Genomic DNA, 22010 nt, shown 5'->3' on the forward strand with positions numbered 1-22010 from the left:
TCAGTTAGATTTTTACGAGGTCTACAATCGTGAGAGATTGTGATCGGCATCATGTTATTACGTATCGTTAGCTTATTTAACTACCTAGAATAAAGTTATTGAATGTTTACTCGCATATCTCTGAATCATGGACTTAGACTCCTTACAAAGCAGGTTGACACTTTCAATAGCGCTATTCTCTAGTGCACTTTCAGCAGCCAGTGCTTCAACTTCTCGCCAATAGCTAATATTTTGCGTCAGCAACTGCCTTTCGAAACTCTTCACTAAGTCTGCAAGTATTGCGTCATTGATTTTATCTTTATCCATTACACTTAAGAGAACGGTCTGTATAGCTTCTCTTAGTAATTCTGGATGCTTCGGTGTGATAAGTAGTTTATCTATACCGACGCTATTCCCATGCGTAATGATATTCGGTAAAAATTCACTTAAGTGAGAACCATTATGTGATAAATTCTTAATGTTAAAAGTTGCTGTATTTCCCAATATCTCAAATACTAAATCACCGATAGTAAAACGACAGGGAACAGAAAACAAATAGTCGCTGTCACGATCAACAAACCCATAAACTAAATACGTTAAAAGCGGGTCAAATTGATTGTAATTAACGAAAACCTCGGCTTCAGCGTTACTAGGTACTCCCGATACTGATATACCTTTGTCACTCAACTTATATGGTGATGCACCACATTTATGATTAAAAAAATCAATGATAGATAATAGACCTGAGATATGCCCCTCTTCTTTTCTCTTATATAACCTACTCTCATAAGCAAATTTTCTAGAGCCAAAAAAGCTCGTAATAAAGAGCTCATCCCACTTTCCTTCTAAGGCTAACTGTTTATGTATATTTACCTTGGCATTAAATCTTTTGCCATCACAGAGCTTTATAAGTAAGCCGGTATCTTGAGATAAAGAGAAAAAAGGACACTCCTCTTTCCACTGTGTTACTTTACAGGCCTTATTATAAAGCGCAATCATCAAGGACATAGTTTTAACTGCACTCGGATTTGTGAGCTCAGTCTTCGGCTCTGCAACTAACAGACCTTGCTCTACTTTAAGCTCAAAATCATCAAGCAATGGCATACACTCTAATGGAATATCAATTAAGACTTCTGGCTGTAAATTATATGCTTTAATGCTCAAGTTCCCTTTATTTGCAGCTATCCTTAATTTAGGAGAGATCAGCCCACCGTAAACTCTTATTTCATCAACCAAGCCTTGAATGAATTTTTTCACCTCAAGATCATCAGAAACAATGAACTCCTCGGGAGCATCTGACCCCAATTGAAGTTCAGCACTATCCCCCTGAAAATGTAAAAACCACTCTTTATGTGAGAACTTATGACGGAACAAGTTAAGCATTTTCGATAACCAGCTATGGCAACTATTCTCTTTTAACATAAACAGTAAATTTCTTGCCTCTTTTTCAGAGAAAGAACTAGATTGCCCCTCTATAATCAGCATTTGTTTTTCAAAGTTCGCATGTTCAGCTCTTGCCAAATAGGCTCTCGCTAGAGAAACTAAACCTAAGGCAGCGTAGTTAGAGTATGCGACTAACTTTGGTGCAAGTAATAATACGCTCTCATACTCATTTATACTTAAAGCAAGCTCTGTAGCCATCGCCCTAGTATCAATACTTTCAAAACCAGAATAGGTATCTAATGATTTCTCAAAGCTTGCCAGTGCTTGGCAATAGTACTTTTCTCCCATTTTAGCGAAGCATATCGCTACATTCTTGTAAAGTTCACCTTTGAGCTTTTCTGTAGGTGCTAATCTAGCCGCTTCCTCAATTTTGGCTGCTGCTAATCCATAATGCTTTAGCCCATAATGAGCCATACCAGTGAGTTCTAAAACCCGGCAAGTTCTAACATTAGCAAAATTTTTTTTTGCTAATGTTAGCGCCTTTTGATATTTCTGCTTTTCTATTAGTAACTCTAATTGAGCTAAATCTTTCATTTTTTTTCCTGTTATTCAAAGCTATAAGAGAGCAGCTCTATATCGCGATCAGAGAACCTCTCAATAAACTGAGTCCCTTTATCGCGTATGCACTCTGGTAGTCTACTTTATTTCTATTAAATAAGTTTAACACTTTCTTAGATGGAGACTTATTTACATGAGGTAAAAGTTTATCATCACCAAAAAGTTGTAGAGACAATGCCTTAAAGCCTTCATTTATCGTTTCAAATCGACCGATGCAATCAACTTTAGGTACATCTCTGTGATCAAATATACACTCACTTTGAAGGAATAATATGCCGATATAAATCGTCTCCATTAGCATAATTGTCGTGTGTTTCCGTTGGAAACCTTTTTAGCAAGAAGTCATCAAAACTACAATCATACTGGCGATAACAATATTCAGACCAAACTCTCTACCAAGAATTCCTAACAAAGGCAAATTTGAAGAGCTCTCGCCATTGTTCTTGAGAAATATACCCGTAGTCAAGATACTCACTAATAGCTAAATGTGCCAAGAAGTGCTCGATTTATACTTGTTTGAGTCACTGCAAGAAGTACGCGAAATCACTGATGAGTGGTTAGATATTTATAATTATGAGTGACCTCATGATTCACTAGGCGATATGACACCAATTGGTTATCTTGAGGCTGCATAAAATTCTACGAAATAGCTGTACTAAATTGGGTGGAGTTACAGATAAATTACATCATCTAGGGTAATAATAGCTAATTTGTACTCACGCTCGAGTGTCAGAGTGAGTTTTTATAGGACTTGAAATCCTGACAGTAAGCAAATTCAACACTCTCGCTAAAGCAAACTAATGCAGGGGGCTAGTTTTATATCGTAGTTCCCTTTCGATTTTTCATAACTTAGCTCGATCTATGCAGCTAGCATTGCCTCAAGATGTTTATTTTTCCCGCTAAGTATCTTTTAGCAAAAAGCAACTGGTTAACTTTATGATATAGTTTCATTTCTCTCTAATAACAAAAAGGCGAGCTTAGCTCGCCTTTTACACAAATTTAATCAATTAGTGATTTGATTTAAATGTACCTAAGTGGATACGGTCTTGACCGTCAACATCCACTTTAGCACCAGCGTAAATGAATACATCTTTCGCAGGTACATTTGTAACAATCTCAAGAGCTACTTTGAAACTCTTCTGTTCTGGATCGTAGCCTTCAGCTTTAAGTGCATCAGTAACTAGATTAAGCATGTTTTCAACACCTGGCTCAGCATCTGCAATGTTAGCTGCACTTAGTGGCTGCCATGCATTGTGCTCATCTTCAACCATGTAACGTACAGTAATATCACCAGAGCGAGTACCAGCGTTAGTGTGACGTAGAATTGGTTGAGTGATCTTACCAAACGGCATGTAAGGAACTACAACTACTGAGCCATTAAGTGTCCACTCACCAGCGTCTGCAGAGCTAAGCGCTACCATATCACCAGTTTTACCACCAACCGACTTATCACTAGTTACAGTAAGTGCAGCTGAGAATGATTGAACTGCAATCATTGGATTTTGAAGTTTACCATCATCAAAACCAGGCACAACGAATTGCCAAGACGGAGTCTTATCAACACCATTAACAACAGTTGTCGTAGCTGTTAACGTGTTTTGGTCTGCATTTAGAGCTAAAGACTTAATTGTGTCATCACCACCTAAATACTTAACAGCATTATCAAGTTCTGCTTTTGTCCATTTACCATCTTTATTTAGGTCGATAGAATCATCAGACATCCAAGAGAAGTCACCCTTGATAGTATAAGTGGCTTCAGCAGGTACTAGGCGCTTGTTGTTAGTTTTCTCTTCAACTTTAAGTGTTAAAGTATCATCCTTTCTGCTACCTTCAAACTGCTGACGGTCTGCACCAACATCAATTTTCGCATCAAGCTTGGTAGTCACTTCAGCTTCATATTGAGTTACTAGAGTTGTAACAGTTGCAGCTGCTGCTGGGTCAAACTCTGTACCAGAAGTGTTCTTCGCGATGCTTGAAACAGCTACAGTTGTGTCGCTAGCTAGACCTGTAGAATCAAGGAAAAGATTATCTAGTTTAAGTAGCGCATTACCACGAACAGTAACCTTAGCTGGATCTGAAGTCTTAACCGTGAAACGCACCTGATTTGCAGAGATATCTAACAAATCAAAAGTAACAGCGTCAGCATTTCCTGCAAGAGCGCCTACAACTTGAATACCGTCTCGGTCAACAGAAAGTTTAGGATCTGTTGTTTTCGCAAGGTTAAACTTAGCACCAGCTAGGTTAATTGTAATTGTATCTTCTGCGCGGTAGCCACCAAGACCAGCAACGATTAGAGGTTCAATTTCAATCGCTTCAAGCTTTGAGTACTCAACACCGTCTTTGTTAGAAGTTGTGCTTAAAGTAGGCGCAACATAAGCAGTACACGTGCCAGCTCCAGTAACTTCTACATAGCTAACACCCGAAGATTTTGCTGCAGCAAATGTTGCTTTATCAGTACCAGCGCCTGATCCCGCTACATTTACACCTGTAGGGTTATATAGTTTGCCACCTAGAGCTGTAGCAAGCGCTGTACAGTTATCGTCGGCCGCAGTATTAAACTTTTGATCTACACCTAGTGCAGTACCTGCTACATTTTTAACATTTGCAGTGAGTGATTTAACCACGTCAGCTTCAACAGCAGCAGTTGAACCAGTTTTGATTACAGCAGCATTTGCTGAAACAGCTACGCCAGATACTGCTAGCGCAAGTAGAGTTCTTTTGAACATATTTCCATTCTCCAAGTTTCATGAAACTGAAATAATAGTTTAGAGTGTTCTATCATTTCAAATAATTTACTTGTTATTGTACTTAGGCCGTCGCCTAAGCAACAACCAAACAAATTAAGCAATCGAGAGTGTAACCATTGTTTTATAAATTAGTCAACGTTGATAACACTTTTTCGACTACAAAATAAACAACTTACTAAATTATCCATTTTTCAGTTGCTTTCAATTTGCTTTGTTAGTTATAAGTTAGTTAACAAAACAAGAATCGTACTGAGTGTACTCAAGTTTCTCCCAGCTATCAAGCGAAAATAGCATAATACACATATAATTTTCCTAATTTTGAAGCTATTCGAACCTATGTGTACAGCTATCTGTATTTCTACACGTAAAAATACTACGACAGGTTTAGGTCATTATTATGACAAGCAGTAAATCCCTAAAACGAAAGTTGCTCAAACTTAGCCCTAAACGCTTCTTTTATGTCTTTCCATTCGTCGTTAGATTGAATAACGCGTGGCGTAACAAGAATAACCAACTCCGTCTTATCGCCATCTTTAGTATCTGCGGAGAATAATTCACCCAAAATTGGCAGATCTTTAAGTATGGGTACACCAGAGTCATTTAATGAGCGGTTTTCACTTATAATTCCACCAAGCACAATAGTTTGGCCACTTTCAGCAACCACTTCTGTTTTTATGGTTCTGTCAAAAAGTGATGGGTTTCCATTGGTTGAGGTAGTCTGCTGTAATTCATTTGAGACTTTCTGAGATATCTCCATGAGTACAACACCTTGCGCGTTCACCGTTGGCTTTACATCAAGCTGTAAACCTGTCTTTCGGTATTCAATTGATGTGGTTTGTCGCTCTCCATTAATTGGGTCTGAAGTTGTCTGGCCTATAATTGGAATATCTTTACCTACATTGATCGATGCTTGCACACCATCTCTCACAACAATAGATGGGCGGGATAAAATATTCACAAGCGAATTTTTCTCAAACAAATTAACTGCGACTTTCCCCCTGTCTCCCGTCAGCGCATAGGATAATCCACCAAAGCCACCTTCTCCCATAAAAGCACCTTCCGTGCCTAAGCTATAATTACTGCTTCCGTTGAGTAGAAACTCAACTCCTTGTTTAAATTCATCCGTCATAGACACTTCAGCAATTACCATCTCAAGCATCACCTGTTTTGGTAATATATCTAACCGCTTAACCAGTGGTAGAATTTGCTGGTAGCTTTCACCCGTTGTATAAAAAATAACGGAATTAGAGCGTTCGTCAATAACCATTTTCAGGTCTTTATTCGATGCGCTTGTGACACTTGGGCGTGACGAGCTTGAAGAGGCCTCATTGGCGACAGAAGTTGAATTGGAGAAACTCCCACCATTACCAATTAACGCTTCAAGGCTTTCTCCCATATCCACTGCGCGTGAATATTTAGGCTGGTAAATAAAATACTGTTTTTCAGCCGTATTAATCGGTTTATCCAGTTCTTCAGCCCAAAACACGACTCTGTCTAACAATGAGCGCTCATTCGCAAACATGATCAAGCGATTTTGCTGCTCTATATTAACCACGGTTACGGTGCCAGACGTTGAACTCCCGGTCTGTAAGGTGATCCCTTCTTGTTTAAGCAGCTCTGTCAAGCTGGCTAACATTTTTTGCGTTGGCATATATACAGATTGGTATACACCTATTTCACGATTAGCTAGACTAGGCCTGTCGAACATATTTATGAGCTCTAGCGCTCTAATTATCTCATTTCTTTTTCCGTAGACATTTATGGCATTTCTCTCTACATCAGAAGAGGCTTTTATACCGAGCATTTGCCTTAATGTATTCGCCATTCCCATTTGCATACCATAAGTGAATGGCACCATTTGAATAATTTCATTACTGGTTTGAGGTACATCATCTACAGACTTTCCATATCCAAACACTACATCTTTAAGCGTGCTATTACTGTCTTCTTTTTGATGCACGTAAAAAATATTATCTCGGAACCTTAACACATAACCTTTTTCTTCCAACAGCTCGCGTGAAAGTAGAAATAACTTTCTTTCACTCACTTGATCTTGAATATTAAGCGTTATCGTTTGATTATCATCTTTAAGCTCATCAGATAACACATAATTTAGCTTCAGCTGATCGCCTAAAACATAATGTAAAAAGTGAATTATCCTAAGCGATTCAGCACTAACAGAGAGCATTTCTGTATTTGAAAACCTATCGATAACATCATCTGTTACTTTTGATTCGTTGATGTATGTACGATATTTTGGCAAAAATTGTAGCGAACCATCCGCTATCTTTTCTTTATTGTTAACACTTGTTTCGCCAAGAAGTTCGGCGCCCTCAACTTCAGTATTACGAATATTTTGCTCAATATAAGACTTGTCAACATTATACACTCCGACATCTTTGGGATTTGTGGACTTACATGCCGAAAGAGTGAGCACCGTGATCATACTAAAGCAGAATGACTTATTAATTTGTTTCATGAGCTTTACTGCACCTCTTGTGAAGCTGTTGGAAGTTGGAACATCGTTAACTGTATTTTTTGTTCACGGTTTTCAATTGTTCGAGTTAGTTCTATACTCAACGAGTTGATCACTCTAACTTTAAAACTAAACAAATCACTATTATTTGTCACCTGTGAAATAGATAACTCACCAGTTTGCTTATTTTCCACTTCAATAATAACCTGAAAATTTTCGCCTTTACTGATAACTGCCTTCAATTTTAGAACATTGTTATCAACAAAAACTTCTGTCAACGAACCACTTTGGGTGTATTCGTCTTCTTTTGTAAACTGTTTTTCTACCGGCTCAGACGATTCGACTTCTTCATATCTATATCCATCAAAACTTTCTTTATACTTAGATATAACTTGGTTTGAAATACCCCACTGAACTCGTTCCAATGCGCTAATATCGACTTCATTAGGCGATACTTCGCTTGATGCCCAAAAGGCTTTACCACTGAAGTCTATAACACAAAATATTATGGTTAGACTCATGGCTAGCATAACAATTTTTGGATAAATCCCGCCCACTTTGGCACTCATATTAGCTAGAACCATGATTACTCCTGAAAACCGGCACTATTGGGATCAAAATAAAACTTACGATTAAGGTATACGTTAAAAATGCCAAGCTGTTGTTCTCTTTGACCCCGAAAAGACAATCTAAACTCTGAGTCAATTGCTAACTTATCTTTAGCTTTTATATCGAGCAAATAGTCAACAATTTTATCGCCATCCCCTTCTATTTGAAGCTCTAAATCTAACCTTCCAAGTCCAGAAATTGGTTCGATAAAAGGCGTTTTCCAACCAAAACGTTTAATTCGTAACTCTTGACTTTCAGCTAAAGACTGCCATCGAGTTTGCTCTTCTAACTTAAAGTCTTCTATATTTTCTACTTTATACAATAACCGCTCAACATCATCAGCAACTACTTGGAGTTGCTCTGAGGTTGCATTAATATATTCTTTATTTTCTATAACTGATTTTGCCTTGTTCAACTTCTTTTGAGCCAAAAGGAGCGCTTCCCCTTTTGATTCTTGCCAACTTAATACAGGCACAACAACGAAGTTTAATATAACCAAACACGCGATTATAGTTAATGAAACACGGTATTTATATAACTCTTTCATTTATTTACCTTTTCAATAACATGTGTGTTGTTTAACGTAAAACTAATAGTAAACCTTTCATTTGCCCGACTTTGGACTACAGGTAAATCAAACTTGGCATCACGAACACTAGGGTGCTCTTTGACAATAGCCAATATATCTGTTGCCTTTTCGGCTTCAGCTCTAAACACAAACCGCCCAGACTCAAACAATAGGTTCGACATTTTTACCTTGTTAAATACATTTGTCATGACATAAAGTGCAGCTGGATAGTTTGCATCTTGAGATACAAGACGGTTAATTGCATCTAACTTCGTTTTGGTTTCATCAAACTTATTTTGATTTTCAATTAATGAAAAAGCAGAAGACTCGATCGATTGGTATTTAGAAGTGACATAAAGCTCTTTCCCGATTAGATATAAACTCGATGCAGACAAATATATAAACAAAACCAAAGAAAGCGGCAGTATAACGCTATTTGTAAGCTTGATCTTGTCAATCCCAGCCGCTTGACTGTTAAAAAATGACAAGCAAAGTCTAAGTGAGTTAAAGCTCGCCAAATTAGTAAGACTATTTATTAAAAGTGAGTTGTCAGCTGATTTAAACTGTTGAGAGAAGTGCTGGGGTTCACCGATTGAAAGCAAAAATTTTTCCGCTGAATTAATCAGGCCAAATTTCCTCGTAACCTGAAAACTTCCTTCTGAAAAGCTCATATAGTAACTGCTTCGATGCCCTTCAACCTCCAGAAATCTAAGCTTATTTGCACACAAATAAAATAGCGCTTCTGGTACAGTGAATACACTTTTTGGCACTCCATCACTGAACCGCCAATAGTTTACCTCAGTTTTTTGAGAAAGCTTTTTACCAACAGTCCAAAATTGCCCAGTGTTGCGCTTAAGCTTTAATGCTCTTCTTACGTCAGCATCCGTAGTAAAAGGAACCGTTCTCAACTCTGTTTTGTAATGGTCACTAGACACGATCACCACTAAAGGAGTTATCTCTTTTTGCTCAACCACACATAGCTGCTTTTTATTAAAGTCAATTGCCTTTAGTTCACCATCAAAATAGTAAACTCCTTTACTTAGCAATTTATTGCACAGATTTTTTATTTTGCTTAACAACTTAATCACTACCTTATGCTGGACTCTTCTAATAACACGACTGGTTTTTTGCTTTTACTGTATGGACTCACATTCAATACATACTTTCTTCTGATAGTGATGTCCTGTTCAGAATATTCTAATAAAACGCTAAACCAGTTTGAAGGAGAAAAACGAATACCATCCCCCCTGACGACCCCAGTCAAATTTTGAAATTGATTAACCGTCAGCTGCCCATTATCCCTTAAAGCCACTATATTATCACCATAATCTTCGCCCACCTCTGCTCTCAAAAGGTTGTCAGGTGCTGTTAACGGATTGAACTCACCATTAAAATGTGCAGTAAATAACGAAGTTACTTGCTTGAGCATTTTCTCATCTAAAGAACTAAACCAGCTTAGTTCACTAATCTGACTCACCAACCCATTTCTTATTTTATACTCTACTACACCATCGATGCCGGCATCAGCGGTAGAAGAGTCTTCATCTTGCCAATCTCGCAGAGCACTTATTAACTTTAGCACTTGAGTTTCGTTCATCCCTAGTGCCTTTAATACACGTGTCATTCTCAATGAACTATAACGGTGTATACTAATTAACCCTGCATGGTCTTGAATAGAGGCATACACGTTTCCCTCTAGCTGGAATTTCTTTCCATGTAGATTCCAATTTCGTCGGTTGTCTTCTTGGTCAAAATTGTTGTTTGCATCGACCAACTTTATCGAATTCGTCAATAATTGGAACTCAACTTCGGCTTTAGCTGATTGCAATGCAGCTTCTGCATTTGCTCTGAGCTTTACTCTTTCAGTCTGCTTAATTTTAGCGCTATTAACTTGCTGAATGTACAAAAGGAAGAGCGAAATCATGGCTACCATGATAAGAACCTGTACTAATGCGATGCCACAACACATTCTAGACTTCATCCAGTAGCCTCCCGATATAAGGAGAGATATGTCGATGGGCCCCTTTTTCCGTATCCACCTTTATTACGGCACTTCCTTCCTCGGTTGCTATGCTCACAAGAATGTATAAAGGCAGCAATTGAGTGGTACTTGAAGAGTACTTTTCCATTAAATTAGGGGTTGTGCCTGCACTTCCTGATTCTACTTTTTCGGAAATACTATTCCAACCATAATATTGAAAGGAGACGTGCTTTATGTTATTCAGCAATACAACACTTTTCTCAAATTCAATTGTATCTGTAGTCTCTAAAAGCCTCATTTTATTAAAGTTATTGTACTGATAAACTAATTGAAAGCCTTCACCCTCTGGCTCTATAAGTATGCGAAAAATTTCCTCTTCATACATCAGACCTCTTTTTGTATATCCTAATAAAGCGTCGTTGTTACCTTCAAATAAGATAGTAGGGGTCCGAGGTGAGGTTGAAGTACTATAAATAACAAAGGGAGATATGCCTTTAAAAATAGATTGTAAAGCAATAAGACCTGAAGACAGAGATTCAACTTTTGAGAAGGAGCCTAACTCTTTATTCCAACGGTTTGCAAAAAACTGATAACTAAAGCTACCTACTAACATCAAACTTGACATAACCGCCATAGCTATTAGCAGCTCCACAAGTGTGTAGCCTTTAAGACTTTTCATGCCAATACAGCTCTTTGAATTTCATTGTGTCAACTAACCTTCTAAACTGGAAAGTGGCAGAAATTTCTAGCACTTCAAATTTATCTTCGAAATATTGCATTTGGTTTTCGTCAAAATTAAATACAGCTGGAGGTGCGCCTTTCTTAATCACATTAGCTTGCCAGCTCACCATAACGCCCATATTCGAAAAACTTCCTTTTCTTTCTCCTTTCCTAACTTCACTTGAAATGAAATCCAACGATAGCATCTTAATCGCTGAGATTTTTATATGGTCCGCGGCTTTCTCCGATGAGATAATTGCCCCTTGAAAAACTTGTGTGCTTAACGCGATAGTCGAAAAAAGAATTATGGACGCAATTAATACTTCGATCAGTGTAAAGCCCTTAATTGAACGCATTTACAGGCACTCCTTTATATTCAGGCCACATTGAGACAAGTTCGATGGTACGTATTTGGTCATTCACGTAATAATTCAAACTTCTTGCATTGCTATCCCCTGTAGCTCCGATCTCAATTTCTCCAGTTTTAAATCGAAGTACTCTAAACTCTTTTTTTACAATCTGTTTCCCACTTACCTCTCTGACAACCAGAATGTTATTTGCTTCGGTGCGAAATAATACTCTCTCATTAAGCCAAAATGCTGTTTGACTGGCATTCTCAAATAGCTTAAGGACTTGAGCCGCTTCTATTTTAGCTTCTGTTTTTTCTACTTGGGTAATGACCATTGGACCTACAAAACTACTAAGTAATCCAATCAATACCAAGACGACCAGCAATTCAACCATAGTAAAGCCACGGCTCGTAGACATTATCTAAATCCCAATGTCATTCATTGATACCATACTCAATAACATCACAACTACAACTCCCCCAACGAGTAAGCCCATAATCAATATCATGATAGGCTCTAGTAAAGACGTCAGTTTTTGAGTCCAGGATTCAAACTCATTTTTTGAACGATCAGCAATTTCATTAAAGATCCGCTCTAAATTATTGGATTCTTCGCCTACTTCCAATAAAGAAACAAAAAATGCAGGATAGAGATCTGTTTGATTTAAGGAAGAAGATAGTTTTTCTCCTTCATTAACCTTTTTTCTCGCCACTTCTATTTGATTGGCTAACTCGATATTACGTAAGTTTTTTTGTGCAAACCCTATCGCCTTGTCGACGACGACCCCTGACTTTATCATCATCGTTAAAGCACTATTGAAGCGAATACGTTCGACCAATAAGATAAAGTGGGAGAGCACTGGGATTCTTAAAGACTTTAAGTTCAGCCACGATTTGAAGGCATTGTTTTTTTTTNGTGAAATTAACTATTCCGTAAGCTGATAACAAAACCCCACCAATTAAATAAAACTGATAATTNTTGCATCCATTGACTGGCATCTAACATGAGAGAGGTATACCAAGGCAGCTCTTTCATTCCTTCAAACATCACTGCCATTTTAGGAATAATAAAGTTAAATATAAAAAATACACTGAGTATACAGACAGCAAAAATAACTGCAGGATACGTAAGTGAAGATATGATCTTATCTTTTAGCTGCTTTTTAAACTTTAAATCGTCCGCTAGATCCTTAAAGACCGCACTCAACATCCCCGACTCTTCACCTAATTGAATAAGGTTACAATAGAGGTCATCAAATATCGGTGAACTTTTTTTAAATGCTTCAGATAGCTTTTCACCCGACTTAATTGCGCTTAATATTTTTTCAATTAATCTGACCAATTGAGGCTCAGACTTAGAGTTTTTAATAATCTCTAAACTCTTATCTATTTTGACTCCAGAGGCCAAGAGCAAGCTAAGTTCAGATGTCATAAATTCAAGCTCTGACAAGCCAACTTTACTGCCTCCAAAAAGAGTTATCCCTTTTCGCTCTTCCTTTAATTCAATAACGGTTATATCTTGCGCTTCCAACAATTCAATGGCTTGAGTTTTGTCTTCTGCTTCTACATTCCCTTTAAGCTTTGCACCACTGCCATCATAGCCCCGATATATATAGTTCATTAACCCGCAACCCTGAGTACTTCCGCAATCGTTGTTTGTCCCTTAATTACTTTTAATAATCCGTCTTCAACAAGTGTTCTTCTACCTGAAGCTAAATTGTGTTGTCTTGCAACTGTAACGAAGTTACTGTCTTTTGGAGTGCTTCTTATAAAATCATCACAAGGTAAATATTCGATAATGGCAAGTCGCCCTTTAAAGCCTGTAAAACCACAATTTTCACAACCTACACCGGCCTTCGGCTGAAGAGTTTCATTGCATTTGTCTGCAAGATCATGAAGTAGGTACTTCTCTATAATTTCTTGCTCCAAATTCACGGGTTCAGAGCAATGAGAACAATTTTTTCTTACTAAACGCTGGGCGACAATAGAGACTAAAGCTGCATTTAAAAGAAACTCTTCCACACCTAAGTCTAATAGCCTAGTATAAGCACTCGCAGCATCGTTAGTGTGAACAGTTGAGAACACCAAGTGTCCAGTCAACGCTGACTGCAACGCTATTTGTGCAGTTTCTTTATCTCGAATCTCACCTAACATTATTACATCAGGGTCTTGACGTACTATAGAGCGTAAACCAGACGCAAATGTAAAACCAATATCGCTATTAACTTGTACTTGGTTGATTCCAGGCAGTTGATATTCTACAGGGTCTTCCAAAGTAATGATCTTTACATCATCATTATTTAGCTCATTAAGAAATGTATACAGTGTGGTTGTTTTACCGGACCCTGTAGGGCCAGTCATCAGTACAACTCCCGCGGTCTTCTTAATATCTGCACGTAAAGCAGTTTCTATATCTGGTGATAGCCCTAAAACATTTATATCGTAAGTGACATTCTCTTTACGGAGAAATCGCATTACGACCGATTCACCTTCGTTTACAGGCAACGCAGAAACACGAATATCAATCTCTTGACCAGCAAGCTTAAGCTCAATTTTACCATCCTGCGGGCGGCGCTTCTCAGCAATATCCATCCCAGATAAAATTTTTAATCTGGTAACTACAGGCAGTTGCATCGATGACGGGAGTTTTTCTATATCCAGTAGTACACCATCGACCCGATACCGAACACGACAACGCCCTCTAAAAGGTTCGATATGCATATCCGATGCACCTTCCCTCAATGCGCGGGTCATTAGAGAATTCAGCAAATTAACAATCGGAGCTTCTGATGCTAGATCCCTTAGCCTTTGTTCTTCTGAACCCGAACTAGTCTCATCTACACCGCTTTTATTTGTAGAGTATTCAGAAAGAATTGATTTAACTACAGATTCCGACGCTATTTTGATAGTACAGTTGATTTCATGCTCTGCAAGCCAGTTATTTAAAACTGGATTCAACGGATCAGAAGTAACAAACTCAAGCGTTTCATTTTCACCTTTCACAACAAGCCAGTTATGGCTAGCAAAATAGGTGAAGTATTGATATTCAACACAAACTGAAAACTCCGAATTGATATCAAACAGAGATAGCTCTAGATATGACGCTAAGATATCAGGAATGAGGCTGTCATCTAAAATGCCCATATTCACCAAAATCTCTTCTAGCTTTCCACCAAACTTTTCTTGATATGTTAGAGCTCTACGAACATCTGAATCCTGTAGTTCATAGTTATGAACTAGAAAATCACTAAATAAACTCATTTGTGAATAATATCTCGGTTATCGCCTTCACCACCCTCTTTACCATCAGCACCAAAGCTAAACAGTGAATATGGTTCACCATTATTTCCTGGTTGAGAATAATTATAACTATTACCCCATGGATCCAAAGGGATGTTTTTTGGTAAATAAGGTCCATCCCACCTTGGATTGTCACTCTCTCTTAGCTCGTTTAAGCTTTGTGGGTATGTACCAATATCAAGGCGGTAAGTATCAAGTGCTGTTTCAAATGCATTCATCTGTGCAGCAGCGATATCTCGAGAGGCGCTTCCAAGCTTGTTGAAAAATTTTGGTGCCACTAATGAAGCTAGCAAGCCTAAAATTACGATCACAATTAACAACTCCATCATGGTGAAGCCGTTATGTTTATTCTTTGCCTTCATATTGTTTGTCATTGAACTACTCTTTAATTTTTTTTGATAAAGACGTGCTTTCTTAAAAACCGTGCTACCTTCCATGCGTGTTGAATACAAGCAGAATAGGCAACAAAAATACCGATAAATAAGACTAACATAAACCAATGGGGAATACCTATCAACTCTCCAACAATCCCTATCGACGCAAGAAATACAGCCAACATTGATATCGTAATTAAGGCCTTTCTGGAGCTAAAACCTATACGCATGAAGACATGATGTAAATGATCTCTGTCTGCTTTGAATGGAGAGTGGCCTTTTTTAATGCGCCTAATGATAATTGCCATCATATCCATCAGTGGAATAGCAATTATCCAAAGCGCAGTAACTGGACTGAAAGCGTTATCTACTTCTGACTGTGTAGCTATCATTAACAACCAGATGACACTCAGCCCTATGAACATAGAGCCCGCGTCACCCATAAATATTTTTTTATTTCGATGACCTAATACGCCGAGATTGAAAGCAAGGTAAGGAACTATGGTTGCAATAATGATTAACGGTAAAACCGACAACTGTCCACCATTAACCCCCATCAATATTAAAATGGCTGCAAACGTTGTAATACTCATGGCACCAGCTAGGCCGTCTATACCATCAATCATATTAAAGGCATTTATAGCAGCAATAACAGCAATGACCGTAAAAGGAATACCCAACAACCCTAAATCAATAGACCCAAATCCAAACAAGTTGCCCAAGTTATGAATATAGGCGTCGGAGCCCCACATCATAATAAGTGCAACAAGAGCCTGAACACCTAAACGGATCTTAACTCCTAATTGGCGATAATCGTCAATTACCCCAAGAAGGACGATAGCAGCAGCGCAAATTAAGTAAACTATCAGCTTTTTCTCAAGTGGCAAAAATACAATGATTGAAGCCAACACAGCTACAAAAATTGATACACCACCGATAAGCGGAATAGCACCTACATGCTTTTTTCGGCTGCAGGGTACGTCAACTAAGCCAAAACGCTCGGCGACTGGCTTAATCATAAAAATTGAACAATACGATGCTAAAAATGCAAAGAAAATGACCATAAAGATCCACATGCTTCCATCATTATCTAATTAACGCGTCATTGTAATAGAAATTAAATTTAAACTAAATTGTCAATAACACTAAATAACAACTCTCTATCTTACCCAACAACTACTTTCTGAACACAAAATGTCTAAATAATAACAGAACAAACGCAAGTACACTGCCTAGGAAAGTAATACCTAGACAAATCAATGCACGCTTTGGTCCTGCTTTTTGGATCGGCAGAATGGCTGGGTCTATTGTCTTAAACACATATTGCGACTGTGTTTGCGCTAGCATCTTTGCCTGCTCTTGTTGTTCGATCAGCTGATAAAATATCTTCTGCATATCTGCAACCGATGTTTCCGCTAACGCTTTTTTCAAATACTCAATTTTTACATTGGACTCAGCTACTGCCTCAGCTTTCATATAGTCGTTAATTTCCACAACGATGTTTTCCACCATTTCCTTCGCTAAGTAGGGGGAATAATGAGTCATAGCAATAGTAATTAGTCCCTTTTCCTTTTCTTCTATCACAGCTAGGTTTTTTGCTCTGATATGTTCATATACTTCTTGGATGCCTGGCTCTGGCTGAAAAGGTGCCGCAACATCTCTGAGCCAAATACCAGCTTCTTTATCATAAACTTTACCATTGTATATCAGTTGATTACTGCCCAGATCCCAGCCTTCAGTAGCCAGTAGTTTTGGCTTTAACTCATATTTTTCAACAAAGTTATTTAAAAATGAACGGCTTTGCATTACTTGAAGCGCAAGAGCTGATTTATCACCTTTTCTTCCCCCCAAATTCACCCCAGCCATTGCTGCTAAGCCACCAAACTCCGACTTCAAATTTGAGAGCATGCCGCCTTGAGTATCTTCAACAGGTGAAAGTAATACTGTCGCTTTATAAGTATTCGGCAGAGAAAGTGCAAAAAGCACACTGGATACAGCAAATACAGCAGTGGTTAATATAATTAGCCACTTTCCCCTCCAAAGCACTGACAAAATTTCAGTCAAATCAACTTCATTCTTTTTAATGATCTCAGCTTCTGTCATCTGTTTATTGTTATCCATTATTTGTTAAGCGTCGCAATTGAAGCCGCAGCTAAGCCAAGCTGATAAATAATCTGTGTAGCAGTACTCCAAAGAGTCAAGCTATCAATATGTTGAGCATCTAGAGGTACCACAATAGTGTCACCTGGAGCAAGCTGATTAGCATGACTACTCACCGCGAACCATGATCCTGCGCCTGGAAGCTCTACTGAACCGTTGGCTTTAATAATATAGATTCTCTCATCATCTGCCTTTTGCTTCAGACCACCACTCGCTTTGATATAATCATCCACCGATTTTGAGGAGTCAAACAAGTGTGTTGCAGCCAGGTTAACCTCACCAATGACACTAACAGAGTCTTGCATCGCTGGGATATATAACGCGTCACCATCTTCTAACTGCAAAGATTGAGTTGAACGTTTATCGAGATCAATAACTAAACGTCCTAACGCCTCAACCCTCGATAAATCCTTTAATATTTGATCCATATCTTCATATGGCATAGAAGTATTTGCCGTTGCACTCTTTTGGAAAGTGTTGGTAATAATATCGCGTCTTAACTCTTGCGTTATTCTTTGAATTTGCGACGTTTCTTTGCGCTTGATAGACTCACGCGTAAAAATTGCCGCTTCTTTATGTGCAAATTGATTAAATCCACCAACCCTTTCTAGTAGGCTATCAAGTGTCTCACCACGTTTAATTGTATACGTTCCAGGGAACTTAACCTCACCAACAACCTTAACTTGCAGTCTTTCTTGCCAATTGGGTCTTGGGAAAATGTTAACCGTATCTTTGCTCGTCAGAATTTGAGTTGGATTAGTCAATTCGTTCAAACCGTTGAGTTGGATATGTTCAACCTGTTTACCATCATTATAAACAACACGAGTTAGCTCAACCTGCTCAAGATAAGCAGCTTCTAGAAATCCACCGCCAGCTTGCACCGCTTTTTGAAAATCTGCATTTTCAGATAATGGATAAACACCAGGAAACTTAACTTGACCGTTTACCGCAAACAATTTTGCAGGTTCGCTAGGTGTTGCCTGCCTCTGTAGCTTAGCGACAATTGGCGCAAGTAGCTTTTGACGACTAAATACCGCATAGTCTTCTTCTTCTACTTCCTCAGGCTCTTGAAAAAGTGCGTCAATACTTGTAATTAATTTAACCTCTTCTTCAAGCTCAAAGAGTTCATCTTCTTTCAAGCCAATATATTTTAAGAACTCATCACGCTCAAATTGCTCCCATAACTTCACGTTTTCGCGTAGCTTCAGTTGCTCTTTGTTATACGCTAGGTCTTCTAATAGTTGTTCTTCCTCTTCTTTAAGCTGGTAGCGGCTAAATATGACGATTGTATCGTTAGATGCGAGCTCTATATCCCCCGCTTTACCGTTAAAAATATCTTGTAAAGAAAACTGATGGATAGCGATATCGCCTTCAAAGTTAACTTCTCGAATAATCAATGAGTAGCCAAAATCTGCAATGGATAGCAAATCTTCACGTGGCGCACTGAAGATATCTTTGAGTGTCTTGCCCTGATGCCATTCATAATGACCTGGGCTGGTTACCGCACCAACAACAGTAACGGTATTTTGGAAACGAGTTGAAGCAGCATTGACGGAAATCTCATCACCGTTTTGTGGTTTGTAGCTTGTGTTTTCAGTAAAGTTATAGTTTAGAGTAATACGTCTTCCATCACCGTTGTAGCGTGAGACAACCACTTTCGATTTGTTTGCATTTGCTTTGAAACCTCCTGACATAGCCATCACACTCTCAAGCGAGTCTGACTCTTTAAGTTCAAAGATTGCTTGACGGTTAACTTCGCCTTTGACTTTAATCTTCTTCGCCGCAGGCGGAATAAATACAACATCGCCAGGTTTTAGGACTACATCATCAGAGCTGTCACCGAATAACAACAAATCATATAAATCAAATGTGGTAATTAGTTTACCCGCTCGCTTTACTTGAATTTTTCTCAGCGAACCATTATCACTCACCCCACCAGAAACAAACAAAGCATGTGTGACAGTGGCAAGAGGAGATACAGTATAGCTACCAGGCTTATAAGCTTCACCCACTACCATAATACGCATAGGGTTAAGCTCGCCCATCGAGACAAAAGCTTGAACACCGATCATTTCCTCAGAGATTTTTTTCGAGATTAGTGCTTTCAATTCCTTAAAGGATAAGCCAATCACATGAATTGGGCTTAGGTTAGGAATTGCGAGACGTCCTTCACGATCGATTTGTACTTCATGCTCTTCATTGGTTTTACCATACAGGTTGATTTTTACTGTATCTCCAATCCCAAGCAAGTAAGTATCAGGAATAGCAGCCAACTCAGAAGGAATAAAAGTCGTAGGCTCACCAGCAAAGAGCTCATAACCAAAAGGCTTAAGCTCTTCTAACTTTGGTTTGAATTTATCCTCTTCTTCTTCCTCTTCAAGTAGCCCCTTTTTGTCGCGTGGTAAAATCGAAGATTCCTTCTCTTCGTTCTTTTTATCACCTTTTTTATTGCTATCTAACGCACTTACATCGAAACCATAGCGTTTTGCTAAGGCTTCTTGTTGTGCTTTCGGGAGCTTTTTAAACTGCTCTATTTGCTGTTTACTGGGTGTTACCGCTATTGTTTGATGTGAGATCAAAAAAAGCATTGAGAGGAGTAGTAGTCTGAGGAACTTCACGTAAATCTCTTCCATTGTGGATTTTTTTTAAACTTCAAGCATTCTACCGAAGTTTGGAAGAATTAAAAGGGCACTGAGGTGCCCTTTGACAAGATACTTGTTAGAAACTGTAAACCAAAGTAAGTGAGGTTTCCGTATCAGTATTTTCTTTATCGTCTGCTACGTCTGAATTATGGATGATGTTGTATGCCACTTTCATCTGTAGCGAGCCGTTGATTTTAGTCAACAATGCCGTCTCTGACGTTGTCTTGGTGTTTGTATCACCATATTCAATCGCGATAAGCTGTGTAAAACGTGCGTTTTCTGAAATCTGCCATTGGTAATCTAGTTTACCAACTCCGATGAACTCGCTTTCAAAGGTTCCAGCAAGTAATTCACCGTCATCGTCAAGTTCAGTGCTATCATCTTGGTGCTCAAAGCGCTTCACACCGGGACCGATTTCAGCGTTAAGATACATGTCGTCATTTTCGAATAAACGTTGACCGTAACCCACTGAAATAACCGCTTCACTGCGGTAAGCACCAAAGTAGTCTGAAACATAAGAACCAAACACGAATAAATGGCTGTTATCTTCATTCAACTTGTAGTTACCTTGAGCTGATGCTGAATATTTTTCGTTAGTACGAGATGTAACATCTACACCAGCATCGTTTTCACGCGTATCTTCTTTGTAGAAGCCGTCTAACTTGTACTCATTATTCCAGTTAGTTAGGTTATGCTTAGCTTTGATACCACCTTTTAGGGTTGTTGTTTCTGTGTTACCACTGGTGATAATCGCACCCACTTCGCTGGTTACATCCCAAACTTTCTTTGGCTTCGTAGTTTTCCCTTCTGCTGCTGCATTAGCACTTGCAGCAACAAGAATACAACAGGTTAAAACCTTTAATTTCATTTCTAACTAACCTTTTACTGATCTTTGTGTAGGTGAACATCCATTTGCGGGAATGGAATGGTGATATCGGCTTCGTCTAGCGCAATCTTAATATTTTCCACAAGTGTGAAATACGTTGGCCAGTACTCTTCTGTTTTAACCCAAGGACGAACAACAAAGTTAACACTTGAGTCTGCAAGCTCCAGTACTGCAACATTATACGCAGGCTCTTTAAGAATTCTTGGCTCATTGTCTAATACAGACTTTAATACTGCTTTTGCTTCTCTTAGGTCGGCGTCATAGCCAACACCAATAACAAGGTCAATACGACGTGTTTTTTCACGCGAGTAGTTAACGATTGCACCAGACATAATAGAAGAGTTTGGCATCACAATTACTTTGTTATCAGGGGTACGAAGCTCAGTAGAGAAGATTTCTATCTTTTGTACGCTACCGGCTCTACCGCCAGCTTCAATATAGTCACCTGACTTGAACGGACGTAGCATAATAATAAGTACGCCAGAAGCAAAATTAGAAAGTGAACCTTGCAGCGCAAGACCAACAGCCAAACCTGCTGCACCTAAAATAGCAATGAATGAGGTAGTTTCGATACCAACCTGAGACAATGCCATTAGCAGTGTCGCGGCAAACACAATCGCATAAGCAATATTGGCAACGAATGAGCCTACCGCTTTATCTACTTTGCGTTTACCAAATGCTTTTTCGGTGAGATCAGCACTGAGCTTGGCTAGTTTTAAGCCAACGAAGAAAATTATTAGTGCTATAACGCCTTGAAGCACATAGTGTAAGATTAAATCTGAGTTCTCATTAACCCATTTCCAAACAGCTTCCATACTCATCCCCCTTTTCATATTAAGCAGTTATTTATCATTAGATCGGCTGGATCATACATAGGATATATGAATATTTGCTGTATGCGAAAATAATCTCCGAAAAAAAACTTTTATTAATTTTTTTCGATATTTCCCTTTGCATTTGGAAAAAACTTATGTATTATGCGCGCCACACCAGACAAGGTGTTCAAGTCTTTTGTGGCGGCTGTAGCTCAGTTGGTAGAGCCCTGGATTGTGATTCCGGTTGTCGTGGGTTCAAGTCCCATCAGTCGCCCCACTCTTTCTATAAATGTATTTTTACCTTTTCGCAAACAGTATTCCTACACAACAAGCACCACACATCTGCGTAGCAGCGATTTTATATCGCGACGTAAGAATGCAACCCTCGCTGCATAAAGCAGCT

General features: G+C 38.7%; 19 protein-coding genes, 1 tRNA gene and 1 pseudogene. 2 read left to right on the plus strand and 19 right to left on the minus strand.

Going from position 1 to position 22010, the window contains the following annotated elements; all coding sequences use genetic code 11:
* Window positions 1-84 precede the first annotated feature (84 nt).
* A complete protein-coding gene (locus CKO50_RS02880; RefSeq protein ID WP_095726931.1) occupies window positions 85-1956 on the minus strand; it encodes a M48 family metallopeptidase in 1872 nt (623 codons plus the stop codon).
* A gap of 518 nt (window positions 1957-2474) precedes the next feature.
* Between CKO50_RS02880 and CKO50_RS25045 the strand changes: the two are divergent.
* Window positions 2475-2558: pseudogene (locus CKO50_RS25045) on the plus strand (hypothetical protein); the annotation flags it as partial.
* A gap of 429 nt (window positions 2559-2987) precedes the next feature.
* Here CKO50_RS25045 and CKO50_RS02890 read toward each other — a convergent pair.
* From CKO50_RS02890 to CKO50_RS02970, 18 genes are all read right to left on the minus strand, one after another.
* Complete coding sequence (locus CKO50_RS02890) at window positions 2988-4706, minus strand: hypothetical protein (RefSeq protein ID WP_095726933.1); 1719 nt, start codon at window positions 4704-4706, stop codon at window positions 2988-2990.
* 436 nt (window positions 4707-5142) lie between these two features.
* Window positions 5143-7206, minus strand: coding sequence for a secretin N-terminal domain-containing protein (locus CKO50_RS02895; protein WP_176474603.1), 2064 nt, complete (start codon window positions 7204-7206; stop codon window positions 5143-5145).
* 5 nt (window positions 7207-7211) lie between these two features.
* Complete coding sequence (locus CKO50_RS02900; RefSeq protein WP_095726935.1) at window positions 7212-7787, minus strand: hypothetical protein; 576 nt, start codon at window positions 7785-7787, stop codon at window positions 7212-7214.
* A 2-nt stretch (window positions 7788-7789) separates the two neighbouring features.
* Window positions 7790-8359: a hypothetical protein gene (locus CKO50_RS02905; RefSeq protein WP_095726936.1), complete on the minus strand. Its 570-nt coding sequence runs from the start codon at window positions 8357-8359 to the stop codon at window positions 7790-7792.
* Entirely contained in the window at window positions 8356-9354 is a 999-nt protein-coding gene (locus tag CKO50_RS02910; RefSeq protein ID WP_141240120.1) for a hypothetical protein, read from the minus strand. Before CKO50_RS02910 ends, CKO50_RS02905 begins: the two co-directional genes overlap by 4 nt.
* Before the next feature lie 113 nt (window positions 9355-9467).
* Window positions 9468-10361 carry a general secretion pathway protein GspK gene (locus CKO50_RS02915; protein WP_095726938.1) on the minus strand — a complete coding sequence of 298 codons (894 nt, stop codon included), beginning with the start codon at window positions 10359-10361 and terminating at the stop codon, window positions 9468-9470.
* Complete coding sequence (locus CKO50_RS02920; RefSeq protein WP_095726939.1) at window positions 10351-11040, minus strand: type II secretion system protein J; 690 nt, start codon at window positions 11038-11040, stop codon at window positions 10351-10353. Before CKO50_RS02920 ends, CKO50_RS02915 begins: the two co-directional genes overlap by 11 nt.
* Window positions 11027-11437, minus strand: a complete 411-nt coding sequence (locus tag CKO50_RS02925) for a type II secretion system protein J (RefSeq protein ID WP_095726940.1) — start codon at window positions 11435-11437, stop codon at window positions 11027-11029. Before CKO50_RS02925 ends, CKO50_RS02920 begins: the two co-directional genes overlap by 14 nt.
* Window positions 11424-11849, minus strand: a complete 426-nt coding sequence (locus tag CKO50_RS02930) for a prepilin-type N-terminal cleavage/methylation domain-containing protein (RefSeq protein ID WP_095726941.1) — start codon at window positions 11847-11849, stop codon at window positions 11424-11426. Before CKO50_RS02930 ends, CKO50_RS02925 begins: the two co-directional genes overlap by 14 nt.
* Before the next feature lie 3 nt (window positions 11850-11852).
* Window positions 11853-12290, minus strand: a complete 438-nt coding sequence (locus CKO50_RS24395) for a type II secretion system F family protein (RefSeq protein WP_255229218.1) — start codon at window positions 12288-12290, stop codon at window positions 11853-11855.
* Between the two features lie 62 nt (window positions 12291-12352).
* A complete protein-coding gene (locus tag CKO50_RS24400; RefSeq protein WP_255229221.1) occupies window positions 12353-13051 on the minus strand; it encodes a type II secretion system F family protein in 699 nt (232 codons plus the stop codon).
* Window positions 13051-14691, minus strand: a complete 1641-nt coding sequence (locus CKO50_RS02940; RefSeq protein ID WP_095726942.1) for a GspE/PulE family protein — start codon at window positions 14689-14691, stop codon at window positions 13051-13053. The genes CKO50_RS24400 and CKO50_RS02940 overlap by 1 nt, the downstream gene beginning before the upstream one ends.
* The gene (gene gspG / locus CKO50_RS02945; RefSeq protein WP_017217150.1) at window positions 14688-15104 is read right to left on the minus strand and encodes a type II secretion system major pseudopilin GspG; all 417 of its coding nucleotides are present in this window, start codon (window positions 15102-15104) and stop codon (window positions 14688-14690) included. The genes CKO50_RS02940 and gspG overlap by 4 nt, the downstream gene beginning before the upstream one ends.
* Window positions 15105-15115: 11 nt before the next feature.
* The gene (gene wecA / locus CKO50_RS02950; protein ID WP_095726943.1) at window positions 15116-16180 is read right to left on the minus strand and encodes a UDP-N-acetylglucosamine--undecaprenyl-phosphate N-acetylglucosaminephosphotransferase; all 1065 of its coding nucleotides are present in this window, start codon (window positions 16178-16180) and stop codon (window positions 15116-15118) included.
* A gap of 100 nt (window positions 16181-16280) precedes the next feature.
* Window positions 16281-17225: a Wzz/FepE/Etk N-terminal domain-containing protein gene (locus tag CKO50_RS02955; RefSeq protein ID WP_095726944.1), complete on the minus strand. Its 945-nt coding sequence runs from the start codon at window positions 17223-17225 to the stop codon at window positions 16281-16283.
* A complete protein-coding gene (locus CKO50_RS02960) occupies window positions 17225-19852 on the minus strand; it encodes an SLBB domain-containing protein (protein WP_176474604.1) in 2628 nt (875 codons plus the stop codon). The genes CKO50_RS02955 and CKO50_RS02960 overlap by 1 nt, the downstream gene beginning before the upstream one ends.
* 130 nt (window positions 19853-19982) lie before the next feature.
* On the minus strand, window positions 19983-20774 hold the full coding sequence (locus CKO50_RS02965; RefSeq protein ID WP_095726946.1) for a YdiY family protein: 792 nt from the start codon (window positions 20772-20774) through the stop codon (window positions 19983-19985).
* A 14-nt stretch (window positions 20775-20788) separates the two neighbouring features.
* The gene (locus CKO50_RS02970) at window positions 20789-21607 is read right to left on the minus strand and encodes a mechanosensitive ion channel family protein (protein WP_010368624.1); all 819 of its coding nucleotides are present in this window, start codon (window positions 21605-21607) and stop codon (window positions 20789-20791) included.
* 201 nt (window positions 21608-21808) lie between these two features.
* Between CKO50_RS02970 and CKO50_RS02975 the strand changes: the two genes are divergently transcribed.
* Window positions 21809-21884, plus strand: a tRNA-His gene (locus CKO50_RS02975).
* Window positions 21885-22010 lie beyond the last annotated feature (126 nt).

Source organism: Pseudoalteromonas sp. HM-SA03, from assembly GCF_002289345.1.
Taxonomy (GTDB): Bacteria; Pseudomonadota; Gammaproteobacteria; order Enterobacterales; family Alteromonadaceae; genus Pseudoalteromonas.

Bases quoted from the DNA above. Each gene is read 5' to 3' on its own strand.
- CKO50_RS02880 (WP_095726931.1), bottom strand. From the start codon at position 1,956: ATGAAAGATTTAGCTCAATTAGAGTTACTAATAGAAAAGCAGAAATAT.
- CKO50_RS02890 (WP_095726933.1), bottom strand. From the start codon at position 4,706: ATGTTCAAAAGAACTCTACTTGCGCTAGCAGTATCTGGCGTAGCTGTT.
- CKO50_RS02895 (WP_176474603.1), bottom strand. From the start codon at position 7,206: ATGAAACAAATTAATAAGTCATTCTGCTTTAGTATGATCACGGTGCTC.
- CKO50_RS02900 (WP_095726935.1), bottom strand. From the start codon at position 7,787: ATGGTTCTAGCTAATATGAGTGCCAAAGTGGGCGGGATTTATCCAAAA.
- CKO50_RS02905 (WP_095726936.1), bottom strand. From the start codon at position 8,359: ATGAAAGAGTTATATAAATACCGTGTTTCATTAACTATAATCGCGTGT.
- CKO50_RS02915 (WP_095726938.1), bottom strand. From the start codon at position 10,361: ATGAAGTCTAGAATGTGTTGTGGCATCGCATTAGTACAGGTTCTTATC.
- CKO50_RS02920 (WP_095726939.1), bottom strand. From the start codon at position 11,040: ATGAAAAGTCTTAAAGGCTACACACTTGTGGAGCTGCTAATAGCTATG.
- CKO50_RS02925 (WP_095726940.1), bottom strand. From the start codon at position 11,437: ATGCGTTCAATTAAGGGCTTTACACTGATCGAAGTATTAATTGCGTCC.
- CKO50_RS02930 (WP_095726941.1), bottom strand. From the start codon at position 11,849: ATGTCTACGAGCCGTGGCTTTACTATGGTTGAATTGCTGGTCGTCTTG.
- CKO50_RS02940 (WP_095726942.1), bottom strand. From the start codon at position 14,691: ATGAGTTTATTTAGTGATTTTCTAGTTCATAACTATGAACTACAGGAT.
- gspG (WP_017217150.1), bottom strand. From the start codon at position 15,104: ATGACAAACAATATGAAGGCAAAGAATAAACATAACGGCTTCACCATG.
- wecA (WP_095726943.1), bottom strand. From the start codon at position 16,180: ATGTGGATCTTTATGGTCATTTTCTTTGCATTTTTAGCATCGTATTGT.
- CKO50_RS02955 (WP_095726944.1), bottom strand. From the start codon at position 17,225: ATGGATAACAATAAACAGATGACAGAAGCTGAGATCATTAAAAAGAAT.
- CKO50_RS02960 (WP_176474604.1), bottom strand. From the start codon at position 19,852: ATGCTTTTTTTGATCTCACATCAAACAATAGCGGTAACACCCAGTAAA.
- CKO50_RS02965 (WP_095726946.1), bottom strand. From the start codon at position 20,774: ATGAAATTAAAGGTTTTAACCTGTTGTATTCTTGTTGCTGCAAGTGCT.
- CKO50_RS02970 (WP_010368624.1), bottom strand. From the start codon at position 21,607: ATGGAAGCTGTTTGGAAATGGGTTAATGAGAACTCAGATTTAATCTTA.